The sequence below is a fragment of the Pantoea rwandensis genome (assembly GCF_000759475.1).
GTDB classification, from domain to species: Bacteria; Pseudomonadota; Gammaproteobacteria; order Enterobacterales; family Enterobacteriaceae; genus Pantoea; species Pantoea rwandensis_B.
Map to the genome: position 1 here is coordinate 1,012,495 of NZ_CP009454.1, position 16,668 is coordinate 1,029,162.

General features: G+C 54.6%; 20 protein-coding genes. 13 read left to right on the top strand and 7 right to left on the bottom strand.

The annotated features are described in order from the left end of the window. Positions 1-40: 40 nt before the first annotated feature. The 3 genes from ppa to LH22_RS04665 form a co-directional block, all read right to left on the bottom strand. Entirely contained in the window at positions 41-571 is a 531-nt protein-coding gene (gene ppa, locus LH22_RS04655; protein ID WP_034829250.1) for an inorganic diphosphatase, read from the bottom strand. Between the two features lie 100 nt (positions 572-671). After that, entirely contained in the window at positions 672-1,121 is a 450-nt protein-coding gene (locus tag LH22_RS04660) for a DUF441 domain-containing protein (RefSeq protein ID WP_038644476.1), read from the bottom strand. A gap of 71 nt (positions 1,122-1,192) precedes the next feature. Next, the gene (locus LH22_RS04665) at positions 1,193-1,606 is read right to left on the bottom strand and encodes a lysozyme inhibitor LprI family protein (RefSeq protein ID WP_038644478.1); all 414 of its coding nucleotides are present in this window, start codon (positions 1,604-1,606) and stop codon (positions 1,193-1,195) included. A 171-nt stretch (positions 1,607-1,777) separates the two neighbouring features. Between LH22_RS04665 and LH22_RS04670 the strand changes: the two genes are divergently transcribed. Next, complete coding sequence (locus LH22_RS04670) at positions 1,778-3,337, top strand: methyl-accepting chemotaxis protein (RefSeq protein ID WP_038649843.1); 1,560 nt, start codon at positions 1,778-1,780, stop codon at positions 3,335-3,337. Positions 3,338-3,354: 17 nt separating this feature from the next. On the opposite strand, the gene LH22_RS04675 is transcribed toward LH22_RS04670, so the two are convergent. Then, positions 3,355-3,645, bottom strand: coding sequence for a helix-turn-helix domain-containing protein (locus LH22_RS04675; RefSeq protein WP_038644481.1), 291 nt, complete (start codon positions 3,643-3,645; stop codon positions 3,355-3,357). Positions 3,646-3,737: 92 nt separating this feature from the next. On the opposite strand from LH22_RS04675, the gene LH22_RS04680 reads away from it, so the two are divergent. Next, complete coding sequence (locus LH22_RS04680) at positions 3,738-3,995, top strand: helix-turn-helix domain-containing protein (protein ID WP_038644483.1); 258 nt, start codon at positions 3,738-3,740, stop codon at positions 3,993-3,995. Positions 3,996-4,049: 54 nt separating this feature from the next. Here LH22_RS04680 and fbp read toward each other — a convergent pair whose 3' ends face one another. Then, positions 4,050-5,054, bottom strand: a complete 1,005-nt coding sequence (gene fbp, locus LH22_RS04685) for a class 1 fructose-bisphosphatase (protein ID WP_038644485.1) — start codon at positions 5,052-5,054, stop codon at positions 4,050-4,052. Positions 5,055-5,220: 166 nt separating this feature from the next. Here fbp and mpl point away from each other — a divergent pair, with 166 nt between their 5' ends. Then, positions 5,221-6,576 (top strand): UDP-N-acetylmuramate:L-alanyl-gamma-D-glutamyl-meso-diaminopimelate ligase, encoded by a 1,356-nt coding sequence (gene mpl, locus LH22_RS04690; protein WP_038644487.1) that lies wholly within the window; start codon positions 5,221-5,223, stop codon positions 6,574-6,576. Between the two features lie 100 nt (positions 6,577-6,676). Here mpl and LH22_RS04695 read toward each other — a convergent pair whose 3' ends face one another. Both LH22_RS04695 and yjgA read right to left on the bottom strand, forming a co-directional pair. Next, on the bottom strand, positions 6,677-7,993 hold the full coding sequence (locus tag LH22_RS04695) for an IS4 family transposase (RefSeq protein ID WP_038644489.1): 1,317 nt from the start codon (positions 7,991-7,993) through the stop codon (positions 6,677-6,679). Between the two features lie 127 nt (positions 7,994-8,120). Next, a complete protein-coding gene (yjgA, locus tag LH22_RS04700; protein WP_034829237.1) occupies positions 8,121-8,669 on the bottom strand; it encodes a ribosome biogenesis factor YjgA in 549 nt (182 codons plus the stop codon). 117 nt (positions 8,670-8,786) lie between these two features. Between yjgA and pmbA the strand changes: the two genes are divergently transcribed. The 10 genes from pmbA (at position 8,787) to dagF (ending at position 16,653) form a co-directional block, all read left to right on the top strand. Beyond that, the gene (gene pmbA, locus LH22_RS04705; protein WP_038644490.1) at positions 8,787-10,127 is read left to right on the top strand and encodes a metalloprotease PmbA; all 1,341 of its coding nucleotides are present in this window, start codon (positions 8,787-8,789) and stop codon (positions 10,125-10,127) included. A gap of 195 nt (positions 10,128-10,322) precedes the next feature. Then, on the top strand, positions 10,323-10,709 hold the full coding sequence (cybC, locus tag LH22_RS04710; protein ID WP_038644492.1) for a cytochrome b562: 387 nt from the start codon (positions 10,323-10,325) through the stop codon (positions 10,707-10,709). Between the two features lie 254 nt (positions 10,710-10,963). Then, positions 10,964-11,302 carry a glycine dehydrogenase gene (locus LH22_RS04715; RefSeq protein ID WP_038644494.1) on the top strand — a complete coding sequence of 113 codons (339 nt, stop codon included), beginning with the start codon at positions 10,964-10,966 and terminating at the stop codon, positions 11,300-11,302. Between the two features lie 17 nt (positions 11,303-11,319). Next, positions 11,320-11,676 carry an SFCGS family glycine-rich protein gene (locus LH22_RS04720; RefSeq protein WP_009087404.1) on the top strand — a complete coding sequence of 119 codons (357 nt, stop codon included), beginning with the start codon at positions 11,320-11,322 and terminating at the stop codon, positions 11,674-11,676. A gap of 2 nt (positions 11,677-11,678) precedes the next feature. After that, positions 11,679-11,978, top strand: a complete 300-nt coding sequence (locus tag LH22_RS04725) for a DUF4312 family protein (RefSeq protein ID WP_034829228.1) — start codon at positions 11,679-11,681, stop codon at positions 11,976-11,978. A 25-nt stretch (positions 11,979-12,003) separates the two neighbouring features. After that, positions 12,004-12,780, top strand: a complete 777-nt coding sequence (locus LH22_RS04730) for a DUF4311 domain-containing protein (protein ID WP_034829226.1) — start codon at positions 12,004-12,006, stop codon at positions 12,778-12,780. Between the two features lie 12 nt (positions 12,781-12,792). Further along, positions 12,793-13,440, top strand: a complete 648-nt coding sequence (locus LH22_RS04735; protein ID WP_038644496.1) for a DUF4310 family protein — start codon at positions 12,793-12,795, stop codon at positions 13,438-13,440. Between the two features lie 240 nt (positions 13,441-13,680). Further along, a complete protein-coding gene (locus LH22_RS04740) occupies positions 13,681-14,814 on the top strand; it encodes an amidohydrolase/deacetylase family metallohydrolase (protein ID WP_038644498.1) in 1,134 nt (377 codons plus the stop codon). Beyond that, positions 14,798-15,919, top strand: coding sequence for a DgaE family pyridoxal phosphate-dependent ammonia lyase (locus LH22_RS04745; RefSeq protein ID WP_038644500.1), 1,122 nt, complete (start codon positions 14,798-14,800; stop codon positions 15,917-15,919). The genes LH22_RS04740 and LH22_RS04745 overlap by 17 nt, the downstream gene beginning before the upstream one ends. Then, positions 15,916-16,653 (top strand): 2-dehydro-3-deoxy-phosphogluconate aldolase, encoded by a 738-nt coding sequence (gene dagF, locus LH22_RS04750; RefSeq protein WP_038644502.1) that lies wholly within the window; start codon positions 15,916-15,918, stop codon positions 16,651-16,653. Before LH22_RS04745 ends, dagF begins: the two co-directional genes overlap by 4 nt. Positions 16,654-16,668 lie beyond the last annotated feature (15 nt).

Here is a 16,668-nt window from a genome sequence, read left to right on the forward strand (position 1 = left end):
CATTGGACGGTGTTTTTTTATGCTTGCGAGGCAGAGAAGATTATTTCTTCTGTGCGCGCTCGTAAGAAGAGATGATTTCAGCTTTGGCCGCTTCAGCGTTATCCCAGCCATCAACTTTAACCCATTTGCCTTTTTCCAGATCTTTGTAGTGCTCAAAGAAGTGGGTGATCTGCGCTTTCAGCAGTTCTGGCAGGTCGTTCACATCTTTGATGTGATCGTATTCTTTGCTCAGTTTGGTGTGCGGAACCGCAACCAGCTTGGCATCTTCGCCAGACTCGTCGGTCATTTTCAGCACGCCAACTGGACGGCAGCGAATCACTGAGCCCGGCACCAGCGGATACGGGGTTGGTACCAGCACGTCAACCGGATCACCATCCAGAGACAGGGTGTGGTTGATGTAACCGTAGTTGCACGGATAGAACATGGCGGTAGACATGAAACGGTCTACAAACAGGGCGCCAGACTCTTTGTCCACTTCATATTTGATCGGATCGGCATTCGCTGGGATCTCGATAACGACATAGATATCTTCTGGCAGTTCTTTACCTGCAGGCACCTGGTTCAAACTCATCTGGCTTTCCTTCATTGGTCATATGTTGAGTGACGGCTATTATAGCCAACTGACTCTGAAAGTATGCCCCCTTTTTGGCGTTTCGGAATGCTCCAACGGCCTACTTCGCGGTGACAAACAGCGAGACAATCCCTGCAGCAATCAGTGGTCCGACCGGCACACCACGGAAAAACGCCACGCCAATCACGGTACCGATCAACAATCCACCAATCACTGAAGGCTGCACGCTCATAAAACTGACGCCGCGCCCGCCCAGCCAGGCAACAAACACCCCGACGATAATCGCCACGATCGATTGCCAGTTAGCAAATGACTTCAGCAAGGATGAAGCGGGCAACGTCCCACTCGCCAGTGGCGCCATCACCGCAACGGTTAGAATAATAATACCGATCTGAATGCCCTGTTTTTCCACATACGGGAAGAACTGCGACAGCGGTGTCAGCTTGATGGCGAGCAGGATCAGAATGGAAATGGTAACGGCACTGTTATGAACGAAATAGCTCAGGACGGCGAGGCAGACCAGAATGATGGTAGAGGCATAAGCAGCCATGATTTCTCCCTGAAGATGGATGGGTGCGCAGGTCAGTGCCTGCGCTGACGTTTTTTTAACGCCACCATTTATCAACAATCATCGGGATTGGCGCAACTGCCTTTGTTCATTGATTGCAACATCAGTGCCTGATTCCGCACCAGATTTACCCCCTGCGCCCCAACAGAAAGCGCTGCCATGCTGCCCTGGCTGCTGAGGAAGTAGCTGCGGCTGGCTTCCATCCAACTGTCGCGATAGGCCAGCCACGCGCGTTGGGCAGCTCGTAATTTGTCTTTAGGTTCGCCAGTTAATTTTTTCATCACCTGGTTGTACTGCGTATTCATCTCTTTATCCCAGGCTTTATTGGCGCTGCCGTAGCACTGGGACATGCCTGCGGAGCTGGATTCCTTGTCCAGACACTGCTGCAGCTGCTGGTCGAGCGGATGCGTCTGTGCCATAGCCATACTACTGGCTAACAAACAGGCAATCGGGAGCCACTTTTTCATCATTTCATTCCTTCATTTTTGCGCAGCGGACTTCAGAAAAGCTGAAGGGTAAGCGAACGTCGGCAGATTGACCATCAACATTGGATAAAGTTTCTGCGATCAGCTGCCGATAATCTCTCCGTTTTAGGGCCAGTGGAGTTCTGCCTTTTCATACACACGGGAATGATCATGATCAGACAACTATCAATACGTACCGCTTTACTTGCGTTGTTGGCCATCATGACGGTGATGCTGTTAGCCGTCAGCGCCATGGGCATCTATGCCATTAATGCTGGAAATCAATCTCTGGACGCGCTGAACCGCATTCAGGGGATTGAGCTGAACAAGTTGTATCAGAGCCGCTCTGAGCTGATGCGCGCACGTGCTAACGCGGCATTGGCGGTGCGCAAAATCGAGATTGGCCTATTGGATGATGGCGCCAAAGTCACACAGCAGGCGCAGGCTGCAGTGGACAGCTCACACAAATTGCTGCAGGCGTTTGTCGATGCGGGCACTGTAACAGCGCATGGTAAAACTCTGGCCGATGCGATTGTGGCGACCTACAACGTCTACGATAAAGAAGGCATCACGCCCATGATGGATGCCTTAAAAAAACAGTACACCGATGAGTACTATCAGGTGCTGGAAGGCAAACAATCACAGCTGGCAGCAAACTATTCGAAGGCGGTAAATGATTTCAGTATTTACGCCGATGAAGTCTCTGCGGCACGCCTCAAGCAGGCGGCTGACAACGAAGTCCGGATGAAGGTGATGATTGGCGTGGTGATGGTACTGACACTGGTGCTGATTGTACTGGCCTGGCAGTTGTTGCGTCGCTCGCTGCTGCGTCCTCTGGACAACGCAATCGTACATCTGGAACAGATTGCGGCGGGCGATCTCTCGCAGCCTTTACCTGCCGCAGGTAAAAATGAAATTGGTCGCCTGAATCAGGCCCTTTCCGATATGCAGCTGGCGCTGCGTGATTCGGTAAGCCAGGTGCGTGAAGCCAGCATGCAGATTGATGTGGGCAGCCGTGAACTGGCGGCGGGCACGGTGCATCTGTCGCAGCGTACCGAAGAGTCTGCCGCTTCGCTGGAGCAAACTGCCGCCAGCATGGAGCAGCTGACCGCCACCGTCCGTCTTAACGCCAGTAACGCTCAGCAGGCCAATCAGTTGGCCAGCAATGTGTCGACCAGCGCCGACCGTGGTGCAGAGGTGGTGGGTTACGTGATGGAGAAGATGCAGGAGATCACCCAAAGCTCTAACCGCATCGGCGACATCCTCAGCGTGATTGATGGTATCGCCTTCCAGACTAATATCCTCGCGCTGAACGCCTCAGTGGAAGCCGCGCGTGCTGGCGAGCAGGGCCGTGGCTTTGCTGTGGTCGCCAACGAAGTGCGTACGCTGGCCGGCCGCAGTGCGACCGCCGCTAAAGAGATTCGTGAGTTGATCAGCGAATCACAAACGCGCGTCAAAGAGGGCAGCGACATGGCGACACGCGCCGGTGAAACCATGGATGAAATCTCCAGCGAAGTGATGCGTGTCACCTCACTGATGAAAGAGATCTCTATTGCCTCGGAAGAGCAGAGCCGCGGGATTGAGCAGGTGAATCAGGCGGTGACGCAGATGGATGAAGCCGCACAGCAAAACGCCGCGCTGGTGGAAGAAGCCAGTGCCGCCACGCAGTCACTGGAAGCGCAGTCACAGCAGTTGCAGGAATCGATGGCGCAATTCCGCGTGGCCACCGCGTAAACCGGGTGCAACGTGCGTTATTGCACGTTGCCACTCACCTCTTCAGCAAAGCGCAGAATCATCTCGGCTAACTGGTCATCTTCTGCAAGAAAGTAGGCCGCAGGAATCTCCAGCGCTTTCGCCAGCAGTTGCAGCGTCAGTAAATCGGGCTGATGCACACCGACTTCATAACGATTGATGCGCGCACTGGCGGAAAACTCTTCAATACCAGCGGCAATCCCTAACCCTTTTTGCGAAAAACCCTTCACCAGACGCGCCTGTTTCAGGCGTCGGCAGAAGGTATTTTGCAGGGAAGAGGTTGGTTTCATAGCTACGAGAATCGTAGATTTACTGCTTGTCAGATACTACGAGTAACGTAGTATCGTTATGGCAACCTATAACGAGAACTAAGGAGAGTGACGTGGGTGAAAGCAAACAGGACTGGCATCAGGCCGATATTATTGCTGCCTTACGCAAGAGAGGGACGTCATTAGCCGCCGTATCCCGTGCGGCGGGCTTGTGTTCCACTACGTTGGGGAATGCGTTAATTCGCCCCTGGCCTAAGGGCGAATGGCTGATTGCTGAAGCGATTGGCGTTACACCGGATGAAATCTGGCCCAGCCGCTACTACTCCCTGCAGGGGGAGCTTATCGATCGGCAGGCAAAGCGCCGAAAATAAGCCAATAAAAAAGCCCGCTGACAAAGTCGCGGGCTTTTTTCACATCACATCAGCTTATTCGTGGCTGTCCGGGAACTCACGGATAAAGCGCTCAACGTCATCCACCATCGCATCGTTGCCGCAGAAGAACGGGCAGCGCTGGTGCAGCGTTTCTGGCTGGATATCGAGGATACGATGCTCGCCATCGCTGGCTTTACCGCCGGCTTGTTCAGCCAGGAATGCCATCGGGTTGCATTCGTACAGCAGACGCAGCTTGCCTTTCGGGTGGCTTGCAGTGCTTGGATACAGATAGATGCCGCCTTTCAGCAGGTTACGGTGGAAGTCTGCCACCAGTGAACCGATATAGCGCGAGGTGTATGGGCGCTTGGTGGCGATATCTTCTTCCTGACAGAACTTCAGGTACTTCTTCACGCCCTGAGGGAAGCGAATGTAGTTACCTTCGTTGATGGAGTAGGTGTAGCCTTTCTCCGGGAAGGTCATGCGCTCATGGCTCAGGCAGAATACGCCCAGTGACGGATCGTAAGTAAACGCATGCACGCCCACGCCGGTGGTGTAGACCATCATGGTGGAAGAACCGTAAACCACATAGCCTGCCGCAACTTGCTTGTTGCCTGGCTGCATAAAGTCAGCTTCGGTGATTGGCGTACCCGGCTCACTGATGCGGTGGTAGATAGAGAAAATGGTACCGACGGAAACGTTCACGTCGATGTTGGAAGAGCCGTCCAGCGGATCCATCAACACCACATATTTACCGTCTTCTGAGCCTTCAAAGATCACGAACTCATCTTCTTCTTCGGAAGCGATACCGGCAACCACACCACGCGCTTTCAGAGCAGCTTTCAATTTTTCATTCGCGAAGAGGTCCAGCTTCATCTGCTGTTCGCCCTGCACGTTTTCCACACCGCTGGCACCGAGAATATCCACCAGACCCGCTTTGTTGATGTCGCGGTGGATAATCTTAGCTCCGAGCTTAATGGAGGAAATCAGCGCCGTCAGTTCACCTGTGGCGTGTGGAAAGTCGTGTTGCTTCTCGACGATGAATTCGCCTAACGTTTTCATAACACATTCCCTGAATCTACGGTGGAGTGGCAGCAGATGTAACACGCTACCAACGTATGAGCGCAGTTTAGCCGATTGAACTTTAAAAACCATAGTCCTAATCCGTTTCTTCCCACTCTGCTCGGGGTTACACTGTGCGCCGAACTTTTGAGTAATGGATCTCTATATGCGCATTCACATCCTTGGGATTTGTGGCACCTTCATGGGCGGACTGGCAATGCTGGCCCGTTCGCTAGGGCATGAAGTGACCGGCTCTGACGCCAATGTCTATCCGCCGATGAGCACCTTGCTGGAACAGCAAGGCATTGAATTGACAGAAGGTTACGATGCCAGTCAGCTCGATCCGCAGCCGGATCTGGTGATCATTGGCAATGCCATGACGCGCGGAAATCCGTGTGTGGAAGCGGTTCTGGAACGCAACATTCCGTACCTCTCTGGCCCGCAGTGGCTGCATGATTTCGTGCTGCGTGACCGTTGGGTGCTAGCCGTGGCCGGAACCCATGGCAAAACGACCACCGCAGGCATGGCAGCGTGGATTCTGGAGGCCTGTGGCCTTGAACCGGGCTTCATCATTGGTGGTGTGCCCGGAAACTTCGAGGTTTCGGCAAAATTAGGAAAAAGTCCATTCTTCGTGATTGAGGCGGATGAATACGACAGCGCGTTCTTCGACAAACGTTCCAAATTTGTCCATTACTGCCCGCGCACGCTGATCCTTAACAATCTCGAATTCGATCACGCCGATATCTTTGACGATCTGCGCGCGATCCAGAAGCAGTTCCATCACCTGATTCGCATCGTGCCGGGTCAGGGCAAAATTCTGCTGCCGGAACACGATAACAACCTCAAGCAGGTGATGGCGATGGGTTGCTGGAGCGAACAGGAAACGGTTGGCGATAACGGCCACTGGCAGGCGAAAAAGCTGACACCGGACTCCTCCCACTGGGAAATCTGGCTGGATGGCGAGAAAGTCGGTGAAGTGAACTGGGCGCTGGTCGGCGAGCACAACATGCACAATGGCCTGATGGCGATTGCGGCCGCACGGCACGTCGGCGTGAAGCCGGTGGATGCCGGTGAGGCGCTCAGCAGCTTTATCAATGCTCGCCGTCGTCTTGAGCTGCGTGGTGAAGTGAATGCCATCAAGGTGTATGACGATTTTGCCCATCACCCCACTGCAATCCTGGCGACGCTGGCTGCGCTGCGCAGCAAAGTGGGCGGCACCGCGCGTATTCTGGCAGTGCTGGAGCCGCGCTCCAACACCATGAAAATGGGCGTAAGCAAAAACGAGCTGGCGCCGTCACTGGGTCGCGCCGATAACGTGTTCCTGTTCCAGCCGCACCACATTCCCTGGCAGGTATCTGATGTCGCGGAAGCCTGCATCCAGCCGGCGAAGTGGAGCGCGGATATCGATACGCTGGTGGAAATGGTGGCAAAAGAAGCCCAGCCAAGTGATTCCATTCTGGTGATGAGTAACGGCGGCTTTGGTGGCATTCACCAGAAACTGCTGGAGAGATTGGGACGTTGATGGCGTGGCGCCCCTTAAATCGGGGTTGCCACTGGGTTTGAAGACACTCTGTTAACCGCCCAAATTAAAAAGGGTCGCCTGTTGGCGTAATGCTTGTCAGTTAAGATCTTAATGGAGGCCGCAACGGATAACGTTGCGGCTTCTTTTTTACCGCCCTTGGGTAATGCCGCACTCTTCTTTCTGGCAGCACCAGCCCTGGCGCCATCGCCATTACCTCTTCCATTATCCGCGGTATTTTTCCCGGTGAGATGCCCGGTAGCAGGCTCAGATGACTTCTCAGATACAGTGCGGACTGCTTAAAACTCATCTGATAAGGTTCCACGCCTTTCAGGCTGTACGCCATCTGCGCCATCATGAACCTCAGAAGGTTATAGGCTAGGACCACGCCCCACAGCTCCTGACGCACAAGTTCTGGCTTTTTGCTTCTCAGCGTCAGCTCATTATTCAGCAGGTGTTGTTTCATCTCGCGGAACCCATGCTCTATTTCCCAGCGATGGCCGTATAAATCCACGACATCTGCTTTGGGATACCTCAGGGGATCGCACATGGATGTCAGGATTTGAACCGTTTTTCCGTTGAGTTCTTTGCTGATAAGCCTTGCCGTCAGCGTGTCCGCAGCACCCTGCCATTTTTTCTTCGCCTGCGGCGACAGCTGTAATTCCACCAACGCCTGCCCGGCCCCTAAGCTACGGATTACACGGTACTGTGCTCCTTTGCGCAGCGGCAGCATCCAGTGTCTTTCCGTTCCCGCTGACTGCCAGGCGTGCAGCAGACCCAGCGCATAAAAACCTTTATCAAAGAGGGTCAGAGAGTGGTCGGGGGTCTGTGGGATAAGCTGAGCGGCAAGATCGGCTTCGCCGACAGCTGAGACGCTGTCGAACGCTGCTGCTGACAGCAGGTGACTGGTGACTTCCATCTGACAGACCATTCGCACCTGCGGCCACTCAGAGCACTTATTAATATTGGCCGTTCGCCCGAAGGCGGCATCATTCTCTGGTGTGTCAGGGGTACGCCATACGGTGCCATCCACCGCCATCAGAGTCAGTCCGTTCCAGTGCGACAGCGGTGTCTTTTCAAACCACAGGCGCTGCGTTTTCTCAAACATTAACCGGATAACATCTTCTCCAAATCGCTGCCGGGCCTGCACAACCGCGCTGGGCGCAACAAAGGGCCTTTTCCCCGGCAGAAGGATATCCAGGTGTGAGACGAGCTGAGTCATCGAATGGGAGCGAAAAAGTGCCATGCCCGTCACTGCCCAGACCATCATTTCCATCGACAACCTGCGCTTACGTAACGTTACTGTCCCGGTATCCGCGAGACACTCGTCAATAAGTTCAGGAGAAAGGAGATCAGAAAGCGTCGAGAACTCCTGAGGAGTAAAGTTATGAACAATATCGAGAGCCTGACTGAGAAGCATAAAAAAATCCGTAATCCCTGAGAGATTACGGATTCTTGCAGAACTGTTGGATCGTTCAACCGATCATTTTTGTCTTAACTGATCGGCATTACGCCTGTTGGCGACCCTTTTTATGCACGCGGTAAACTCACGCCTCGGCCAGTTCGCGCAGATACTGGAAGATCTGACGGGTGGCTTTCGGGGGCTTGTTAGCGGCTTTCTCTTTCTGCGCATTACGAATCATGGTGCGCAGCTGCTGGCGATCGGCCTGCGGATAGAGGTTAATCACTTCCGCGATCGCGTCATCGCCTTTCTCGATCATGCGATCGCGCAGTTGCTCGAGTTTATGGAACAGCGCCACCTGCTGGTTATGGCGGTTCTTCAGCTTATCCAGTGCCTGACGAATCGGATCTTCATCGCGCGCGCGCAACATCTTACCGATCAGCTGCAACTGGCGGCGACGGCCTTCCTTTTTAATACGCTGTGCCAGCTCAATAGCGGCACGCAGATCATCGTCGAGTGGAATTTTGTCGAGGGAGTTTTTCCCCAGATCCACTAACTCGGCGCCCAGGCGTTTCAGCTCTTCGGCGTCGCGTTTAATTTCGCTTTTGCTGACCCAGATAATCTCTTCGTCTTCATCTTCTTCGTTTTGATTATCTGGCACATCGTCGAGCCAGTCATCGGGCTGCTTGGTCATCTCTTGGCTCCCTAAAAAAAAAGAGGCTAATCCTACCAGTTTATCGGGCGACTGCGAAATTGTTCTCTGAGTCTGATAGACTCAATAAATTCATACTTAAGATTAGACGGCAGGTCGATGAACGTATCTACTCAGGTTGCAGAACAACGTAAAGTGTTAGAACAGGCTGTCGCGCAGGCGCTGGAACTGGCGAAAGCCAGCACCGATGGAGCAGAAGTTGCGGTGACCAAAACCACCGGCATCGGCGTCAGTACCCGCTATGGCGAAGTGGAAAACGTCGAATTCAACAGCGATGGTGCGCTTGGCATCACCGTCTATCATCAGAACCGCAAAGGCAGTGCTTCTTCAACCGACCTCAGCCCGGATGCCATCAAACGCACCGTGCAGGCGGCGATCGACATTGCGCGCTACACCTCGGTTGATCCTTTTGGTGCCCCGGCCGATCCCGATCTGCTGGCATTTGAAGCGCCGGATCTCGATCTTTACCATCCGTGGGAGATCGATGCCGATCACGCTATCGAATGGGCCGCACAGGCAGAACAGGCGTCGTTGCAGGCTGACAAGCGCATTACCAATACCGAAGGCGGTAGCTTCAACAGTCACGTCGGCATCAAAGTATTCGGTAACAGCCACGGCATGTTGCAGAGCTACTGCTCCAGCCGCCATTCGCTCTCCAGCTGCGTGATTGCCGAGCAGGATGGCAACATGGAGCGTGATTACGCCTACACCATTGGCCGTTCCATTGACGATCTGCAAACTGCGGATTGGGTGGGCCAGGAGTGCGCGCGTCGCGTGCTATCCCGTTTAGCGCCGCGCAAGTTGCCGACCATGAAAGCGCCGGTGATCTTCGCGCCGGAAGTGGCGACGGGTCTATTTGGTCATCTGGTCGGCATGATCAGCGGCGGCAGCGTCTATCGCAAAGCGACCTTCCTGCTGGATTCACTCGGCAAGCAGATCCTGCCTGAGTGGCTGACGATTGAAGAGAAGCCGCACCTGCTGAAAGGGCTGGCGTCTACGCCGTTCGACAGCGAAGGCGTGCGCACCCAGGCGCGCGACATCATCAAAGATGGCGTGCTGCAAAACTGGCTGCTGACCAGCTATTCGGCACGCAAGCTTGGCCTGCAGAGCACTGGCCATGCGGGCGGTATTCACAACTGGCGCATTGCGGGCCAGGGGCATAGCTTTGAAGATATGCTGAAGCAGATGGGCCGTGGTTTAGTGGTCACCGAAATGATGGGCTCCAGCGTCAGCGCCATGACCGGTGACTATTCGCGCGGTGCCTCAGGCTTCTGGGTTGAAAACGGTGAAATCCAATATCCTGTGAGCGAGATCACAATTGCGGGCAACCTCAAGGATATGTGGCTCAATATGGTAACGCTCGGTAACGACATTGAAACGCGCAGCAATATACAATGCGGGTCGGTGCTGCTGCCGGAGATGAAAATCGCCGGACAATAAAGACATCGCTTCATGAAAGCAGCCCGCAAGGCTGCTTTTTTTTTAGCCCGACAATAAAACCCCCAAAATTATTCGCGTGACAGAAAGGCGGCAAGTGAATGAATCCTCAGGATATGACATCAGTAAGTGACTGGGGTGAGTGAGCGTAGCCAACGTGTCTGGAACCTGAAATATGACGGGAAATAAGGAATATTTATGCGTAAGCATGTGATTGCAATGTTGTCTCTCTCGCTGTTGTTCTCTTCAGCTAGCGTATTCGCTGCTGACCTGAAGAGTGATATGGATACCCTGAAAGATGGCCTGAGCGTGGTGAAGAAAACCTCTGATGCTCAGGAAATGCAAACCGCGCTCGGCAAGATGCGCCAGGCGGCGGAGGATGCTAAAAAATCCACGCCGGAAAAACTGGAAGGTCAGGCTGCCGATAGCGCCCAGATTAAGGATTATCACGCCGGTCTTGATTCTCTGATTGCGCAGATTGATGTCGTCGATCAGTTGGCGAAAGCCAACAAGCTCGACGAAGCCAAAACTGAAGCGAAGAAGTTGGAAGATATTCGTAACGCCAACCATAAGAAATTCCGCTGATAACCCGGCCAGCCCTGTGGCTGGCCTTATCTCCCCTCGCATTTCCTCCGTTTAAACGCATAGATTCCCGGCATAACCCGCATTTTTGTGACCTGTTTCGCACACTTCATGCGTAGTGCGATCTGGCGCACACACGCCCGTGGGATTTCCACTTTGAGGTGGAAAAGATGCGTCTCCACAGCCTGAAGCGGAAAGCGTAATTTCTTTTCAACGCGAATTATCTCTAATTGTCCGCAGTAAACAGGAGTAGCAAGGTGAGGAGTGAAGCTGTCCCACTGAAACAGAGCACGCCGGAAGCCATTCAGGCGCTGGCGGATAACGTGATGAAGCAAATTGCGGCGATCTACGCTGCGCACCACATCGAAGCCAACGCCGTGCAGCAGCAGATGCTGGCCTCGCATGTGCGGGCGATGGCAGCGCGTTCGCTCACGGGTGAAGCCTTGCCGGAAGTGGAAGCCGAACTGTTTGAAGACATCTCGCCAGAAACCATGGCGCTGGCACAGCAGGTGGTCGATCTGTTTGGCAATCTGCCAAAAGAAGAAGCCTGGCTGCTATCGGTGCATATCGAAGTGGCGAAATCCAACGAAGCATAAATCGAGAGGAATTGAACATGGTAACAGTCGTGATTGGTGATCGTCTGGGTAAAGGTCAGAAAGTCGCAGCAGGGATTGAGAAAGCAGGCGGCCGTGCTGTTGTGGTGCCGGGCGTTGCAGCGGACATGAAGCTGGGCGATGTGATGAAAGCGGAAAACGCTGACTTCGGCATCTCTTTCTGCGGCAGCGGCGGTGCCGGTGCCATCACTGCGCAAAACAAATATGGCTACAAAGCCAAACACGGTATGCGTTCGATTGATGAAGGCGTGACCGCCATCAACGAAGGCGCCACCGTGCTGGGCTTTGGCTTTATGGATAAAGAAGAGCTGGGTGAACGTCTGGTGCAGGCCTGGAATAAAAAACACGGCAGCTAAGCATGAAACAGCAATACGAGACGCAGGTTACGGTGCAGGGCAAAGGCGATAGCAAAGCGAAAGCCTTTTCCGATGCACTGAGCAAGGTGCAGCAGCAAGTGCTGCGCACCAGCCAAAAGATTCTGTTGCGCATTGAACCCATAGATGTGCGGGTGCTGCGCGCGCAGGAGAGCGTACGCACAGAGAAGTTCTTGTTCTTCTTTCTGGCGCGCGAACGACGGAATTACAGCGTCGAGCTGGAAATCACCGTCAGCGTCACCGTGATCGACACCGACAAGGTGGATTTCATCGCGACGAAATAAAAACGACAACAAAGGGTACAACAACATGTTTTTAATCATTTTGTTTAAGTCGTTGATCATTGGTGGATTGGTTGGCGTTGGGGTAGGAGCGGGCGCAGCGCGCATGTTCCATGCACCGACCACGCAAGGTATGGGCGCGTTTCGTACCTTGGGTGAACTCAATTCCTGTGAGGGCGATCCCGCTTCGCACTTCTCCTTTGGTCTTGGCTTCTTCTTTAACGCCTGGGCATCGTCTGTGGCTGCAGGTTCCTTCACTCAGGACGTTGATCACCGCATTCTGCCTAACTGGGGCGCAGCCGCGTTGATGGTGAAAAACCGCAACGTCGCCGAAACCCTGCATAACCCAAAACGCATGGCGATTGCCTGCGGCATCATCGGCATGATCGTGGTGGCGTTCCTCAACAGCACGGCTTCTGCGGTGCCTGCAGCGTTGCAGGTTACGGCGGTTAAAGTGCTGGTGCCGGCGGCCAACCTGCTGGTGAACACCGTGATGCCGGTGATCTTCTGGCTGGCAGCGATTGATGCCGGTAAGAAATCCGGTTTCTGGGCGACCATCTTTGGTGGTCTGGCGCAGTTGATCATGGGCAATGCCGTACCGGGTCTGGTGCTGGGTATCCTGATTGGTAAAGGCGTGGAAGAGAGCGGCTGGAACAAAGTCACCAAAGTGATGATGTTCGCGATTGTGCTGCTGTTCGCTCTGAGCGGCTTCTTCCGTGGCTTCGATATGAAGCTGCTGCAATCCTTCCAACTTGGCATTCCTGGCTGGCTGGACATGATTCACAACAGCCTGAGCGGCAAATAAGGAGCCTTGAGAATGAACGAGACCGAAAACAAAGGGTTCTGGTACGCCGACTGGTCTTTCCCGATCTTTGTTGGCCTGCTGTCCGCCGGGGTGTTTGCCGGTACGCACATGTACTACCTGTACGGCATCGGCGCATTTAACGAAGTGGCGTTTGTTTCAATGCTGCGTTCCGGCATGGAAACCGGCGTGTATGGCGCCGTGGCGGCGTTTGGTGCCAGCTTCCTGTTTGCTCGCATCATCGAAGGTTCGCTGGTCGGGATTCTGGATATCGGCGGCGCGATTCAAACCGGTGTCGGGCTGGGCGTTCCCGCTTTACTGCTGGGCGCGGGCATCGTGTTCCCGGTGGCGAACTTTGCGGCATCACTGGCAACGGGCCTGGTGGTGGGTTTAGCCATTGGCTATCTGATTATCCTGGCGCGTAAGTTCACCATCAATCAGAGCGACTCCACTTACGGTGCGGACGTGATGATGGGTGCAGGTAATGCTTCCGGCCGCTTCCTTGGGCCGTTGATTATCCTGTCTGCGATGGCGGCATCGATTCCCATCGGCCTCGGTTCGCTGGTGGGTGCGCTGTTGTTTTATCTGTGGAACAAACCGATCACCGGTGGCGCGATTTTAGGTGCCATGGCGTTAGGCGCGATGTTCCCGGTTTCTCTCTGATTTTTTTGTGTTACCAGGTCGCCATTAATGGCGACCCTACAACTGTTCGACATGTTTTGAAGGGCGAGAGCCGATTGTGGCTAGTCGTTTTTAGGGTCTGCAGTCGGTTGTGGCTAGTGGTTTGTGGGGCCGGCAGTTGATTGTGAATAATGGTTTGTAGGGTCTGCAATCAATCGTGGCTAGTGTTTTGTAGGGTGCGCATTTATGCGCACCTCGCAGAATGCACGTTAAGGAGTAAATATGTTTGATTTGATTCTGCGCCGCGCGCGTTTGTGCGACGAACAGCTGGTGGATATCGCCATCCAGCAGGGCAAAATTGTCGCGGTCGGCGACGTCAGCGGTTCAGCTCAGCAGGAGCGCGATTTAGAGGGGCGCTATTACGTCAGCGCAGGCTGGATTGACAGCCACGTGCACTGCTATCCCAAATCCCCCATTTATCACGATGAAGCCGATGCGATTGGCATGGCGCAGGGCGTCACTACCGTGGTTGATGCAGGCAGCACCGGCGCGGATCATATCGACGATTTCTATCAGCTCACCCGTTCCGCCATCACCGAAGTGCGCGCGCTGATCAACATCTCACGCACCGGCATCATCACCCAGAACGAGCTGGCCGATATGGCGCAGATTGACGGTGAGGCCGTGGTGCAGGCGGTGAAACGTCGCCCGGACTTTATCGTGGGGCTGAAAGCGCGCATGAGCAGCAGCGTGGTGGGTGAGAATGGCATTCAGCCGCTGATTCGCGCCAAAGCTATTCAGCAGGCGGCGGGAAATCTGCCACTGATGGTGCATATCGGCAACAATCCGCCGGTGCTGGAAGAGATTGCCGATCTGCTCACTTCCGGCGACATCATTACTCACTGCTTTAACGGCAAACCAAACCGCATTCTTTCACCACAGGGTGAGTTGAAAGCGGCAGTGAAAAACGCCATCGCGCGTGGCGTAAAACTGGATATCGGCCACGGCAGTGCCAGCTTCAGCTTTGAAGTGGCCCGTCAGGCCATCGCGCAGGGCATTCTGCCCGACACCATCAGTTCGGACATTTATTGTCGCAACCGCATCAACGGCCCGGTACATAGCCTGGCGCACGTGATGTCGAAATTCTTCAGCATTGGCATGACGCTGCCGCAGGTTATCGACTGCGTCACCGGCAATGCCGCGGCTGGCCTGCGCTTAGCGGGCAAAGGGCGCTTAACAGAAGGTTATGACGCCGACCTGACCATTTTTACCGTCAAAGAGGAAGCCCGCCCGTTCGTCGATGCTGAAGGCGAACGGATTTTGGGTGAGCAACATTTGCTGCCGCTGGCCGTGGTTATCACGGGTAAGTGGCATCTGACTGATGAAGGGAAAGCTAATCATGTCTTCGATTTATGAAAAATATGACCTGAAACAGGTCATCAATGCCTCCGGTCGTATGACCATTCTGGGTGTTTCAACGCCGTCTGCCGATGTGGTGGAGACCGTCAGCTACGGTTTGAATCACTATTTCGAGATCAAAGATCTGGTCAACAAAACCGGCGCCTACATCGCTAAATTGCTGGATGTGGAAAATGCGGTGGTGGTTTCCTGCGCCTCTGCGGGCATCGCACAGAGCGTGGCGGCGGTGATCGTCAAAGATAACGACTGGCTGCTGGACAACCTGCATGCCGCGCCGCTGACGGTGCCGCACGATATCGTGGTGCCGAAAGGCCATAACGTGAACTTCGGTGCGCCGGTAGGTGCGATGGTGGCGCTGGGCGGCGGACGTCTGGTGGAGGCTGGTTACAGCAACGAATGTTCGCCTGAACAGCTGGCTGCCGCCATCACGCCCACCACGGCGGCGCTGCTGTACATCAAATCACACCACTGTGTGCAGAAGAGCCACCTGAGTGTGGAGCAGGCGGCGGTGGTCGCGCGTCAACACGGTATCCCGTTAATCGTGGATGCGGCGGCAGAAGAAGATCTGCAGTGCTACTACCAAATGGGCGCGGACCTGGTGATCTACAGCGGCGCCAAGGCGATCGAAGGGCCGACCAGCGGTCTGGTGATTGGCCGCACTCAGTACGTTGAGTGGGTCAAACGTCAAAGCAACGGTATAGGCCGCGCGATGAAAGTCGGTAAAGAGGGCATTCTTGGTCTGACGCAGGCGATTGAAAACTATCTGGTGCAGCCGAAAACCACCGGTGCAGAGATGGTGGCCAACATGACGCCGTTTATCGACAACCTCAATACGCTGAATGGTGTGTCCGCACGCGTAGTGTGGGATGCGGCAGGCCGCGATATCGCCCGTGCTGAGATCAAGTTCGATGAAGCCGTCACACAATGGCCAACTGGCGAGCTGGTGCAGGCGTTGAAAACCGGCGACATCGCGATCTACTTCCGTGGCTACAAGGCCAATGAAGGCATTATCGAAGCCGACGTGCGCAGCGTCAGCGCCGATCAGTTGCATATTATCTTTAGCCGTATCCAGGCGTTACTCAGCGGAGGAAAACGCGCATGAGTCTGAACCCGAATTTTTATCAGGGCCGTCTGTGCCTCAACGTGCTGGCCGGTTCTAAGCAGAACGCCAAAGAGATCTGGCAGGCCGCAGAAGGCCACGTGCTGGTGGGCGTGTTATCAAAAAATTACGCGAGCAATGAAGAAGCGATTGCTGATATGCGCGAGTACGCGGCGCTGATCGACAACGCGCTGTCCGTCGGACTGGGCGCGGGCGATCCTAATCAGTCGGCGATGGTGAGTGAGATCTCAGCGGTGCTGCAACCGCAGCATGTGAACCAGGTGTTTACCGGTGTGGCGACCAGCCGCGCGCTGCTCGGGCAGAATCACACCGTGGTCAACGGTCTGATTTCGCCAACCGGCACGCCGGGCCTGGTGAAAATTTCCACCGGACCGCGCAGCTCACAGCTGGAAGATGCGATCGTGCCGATCGACAGCGCCATCGCCATGCTGCAGGACATGGGTGGCAGTTCGGTGAAATACTTCCCGATGGGCGGCTTAAAAGCGGTGAATGAGTACCGTGCCGTTGCTGAAGCCTGTGCGCGTCACGACTTCTGGCTGGAACCGACCGGCGGCATCGATCTCAATAACTTCGAAGCCATTGTGCAGATTGCACTCGATGCGGGCGTCAGCAAAGTGATTCCACACGTCTATAGTTCGATCATCGACAGTGCCACTGGCGACACGCGCATTGACGATGTGCGTCAGCTTCTAGCAACGTGCAAGAAACTGCTGTAACAAACGAGTCACAGG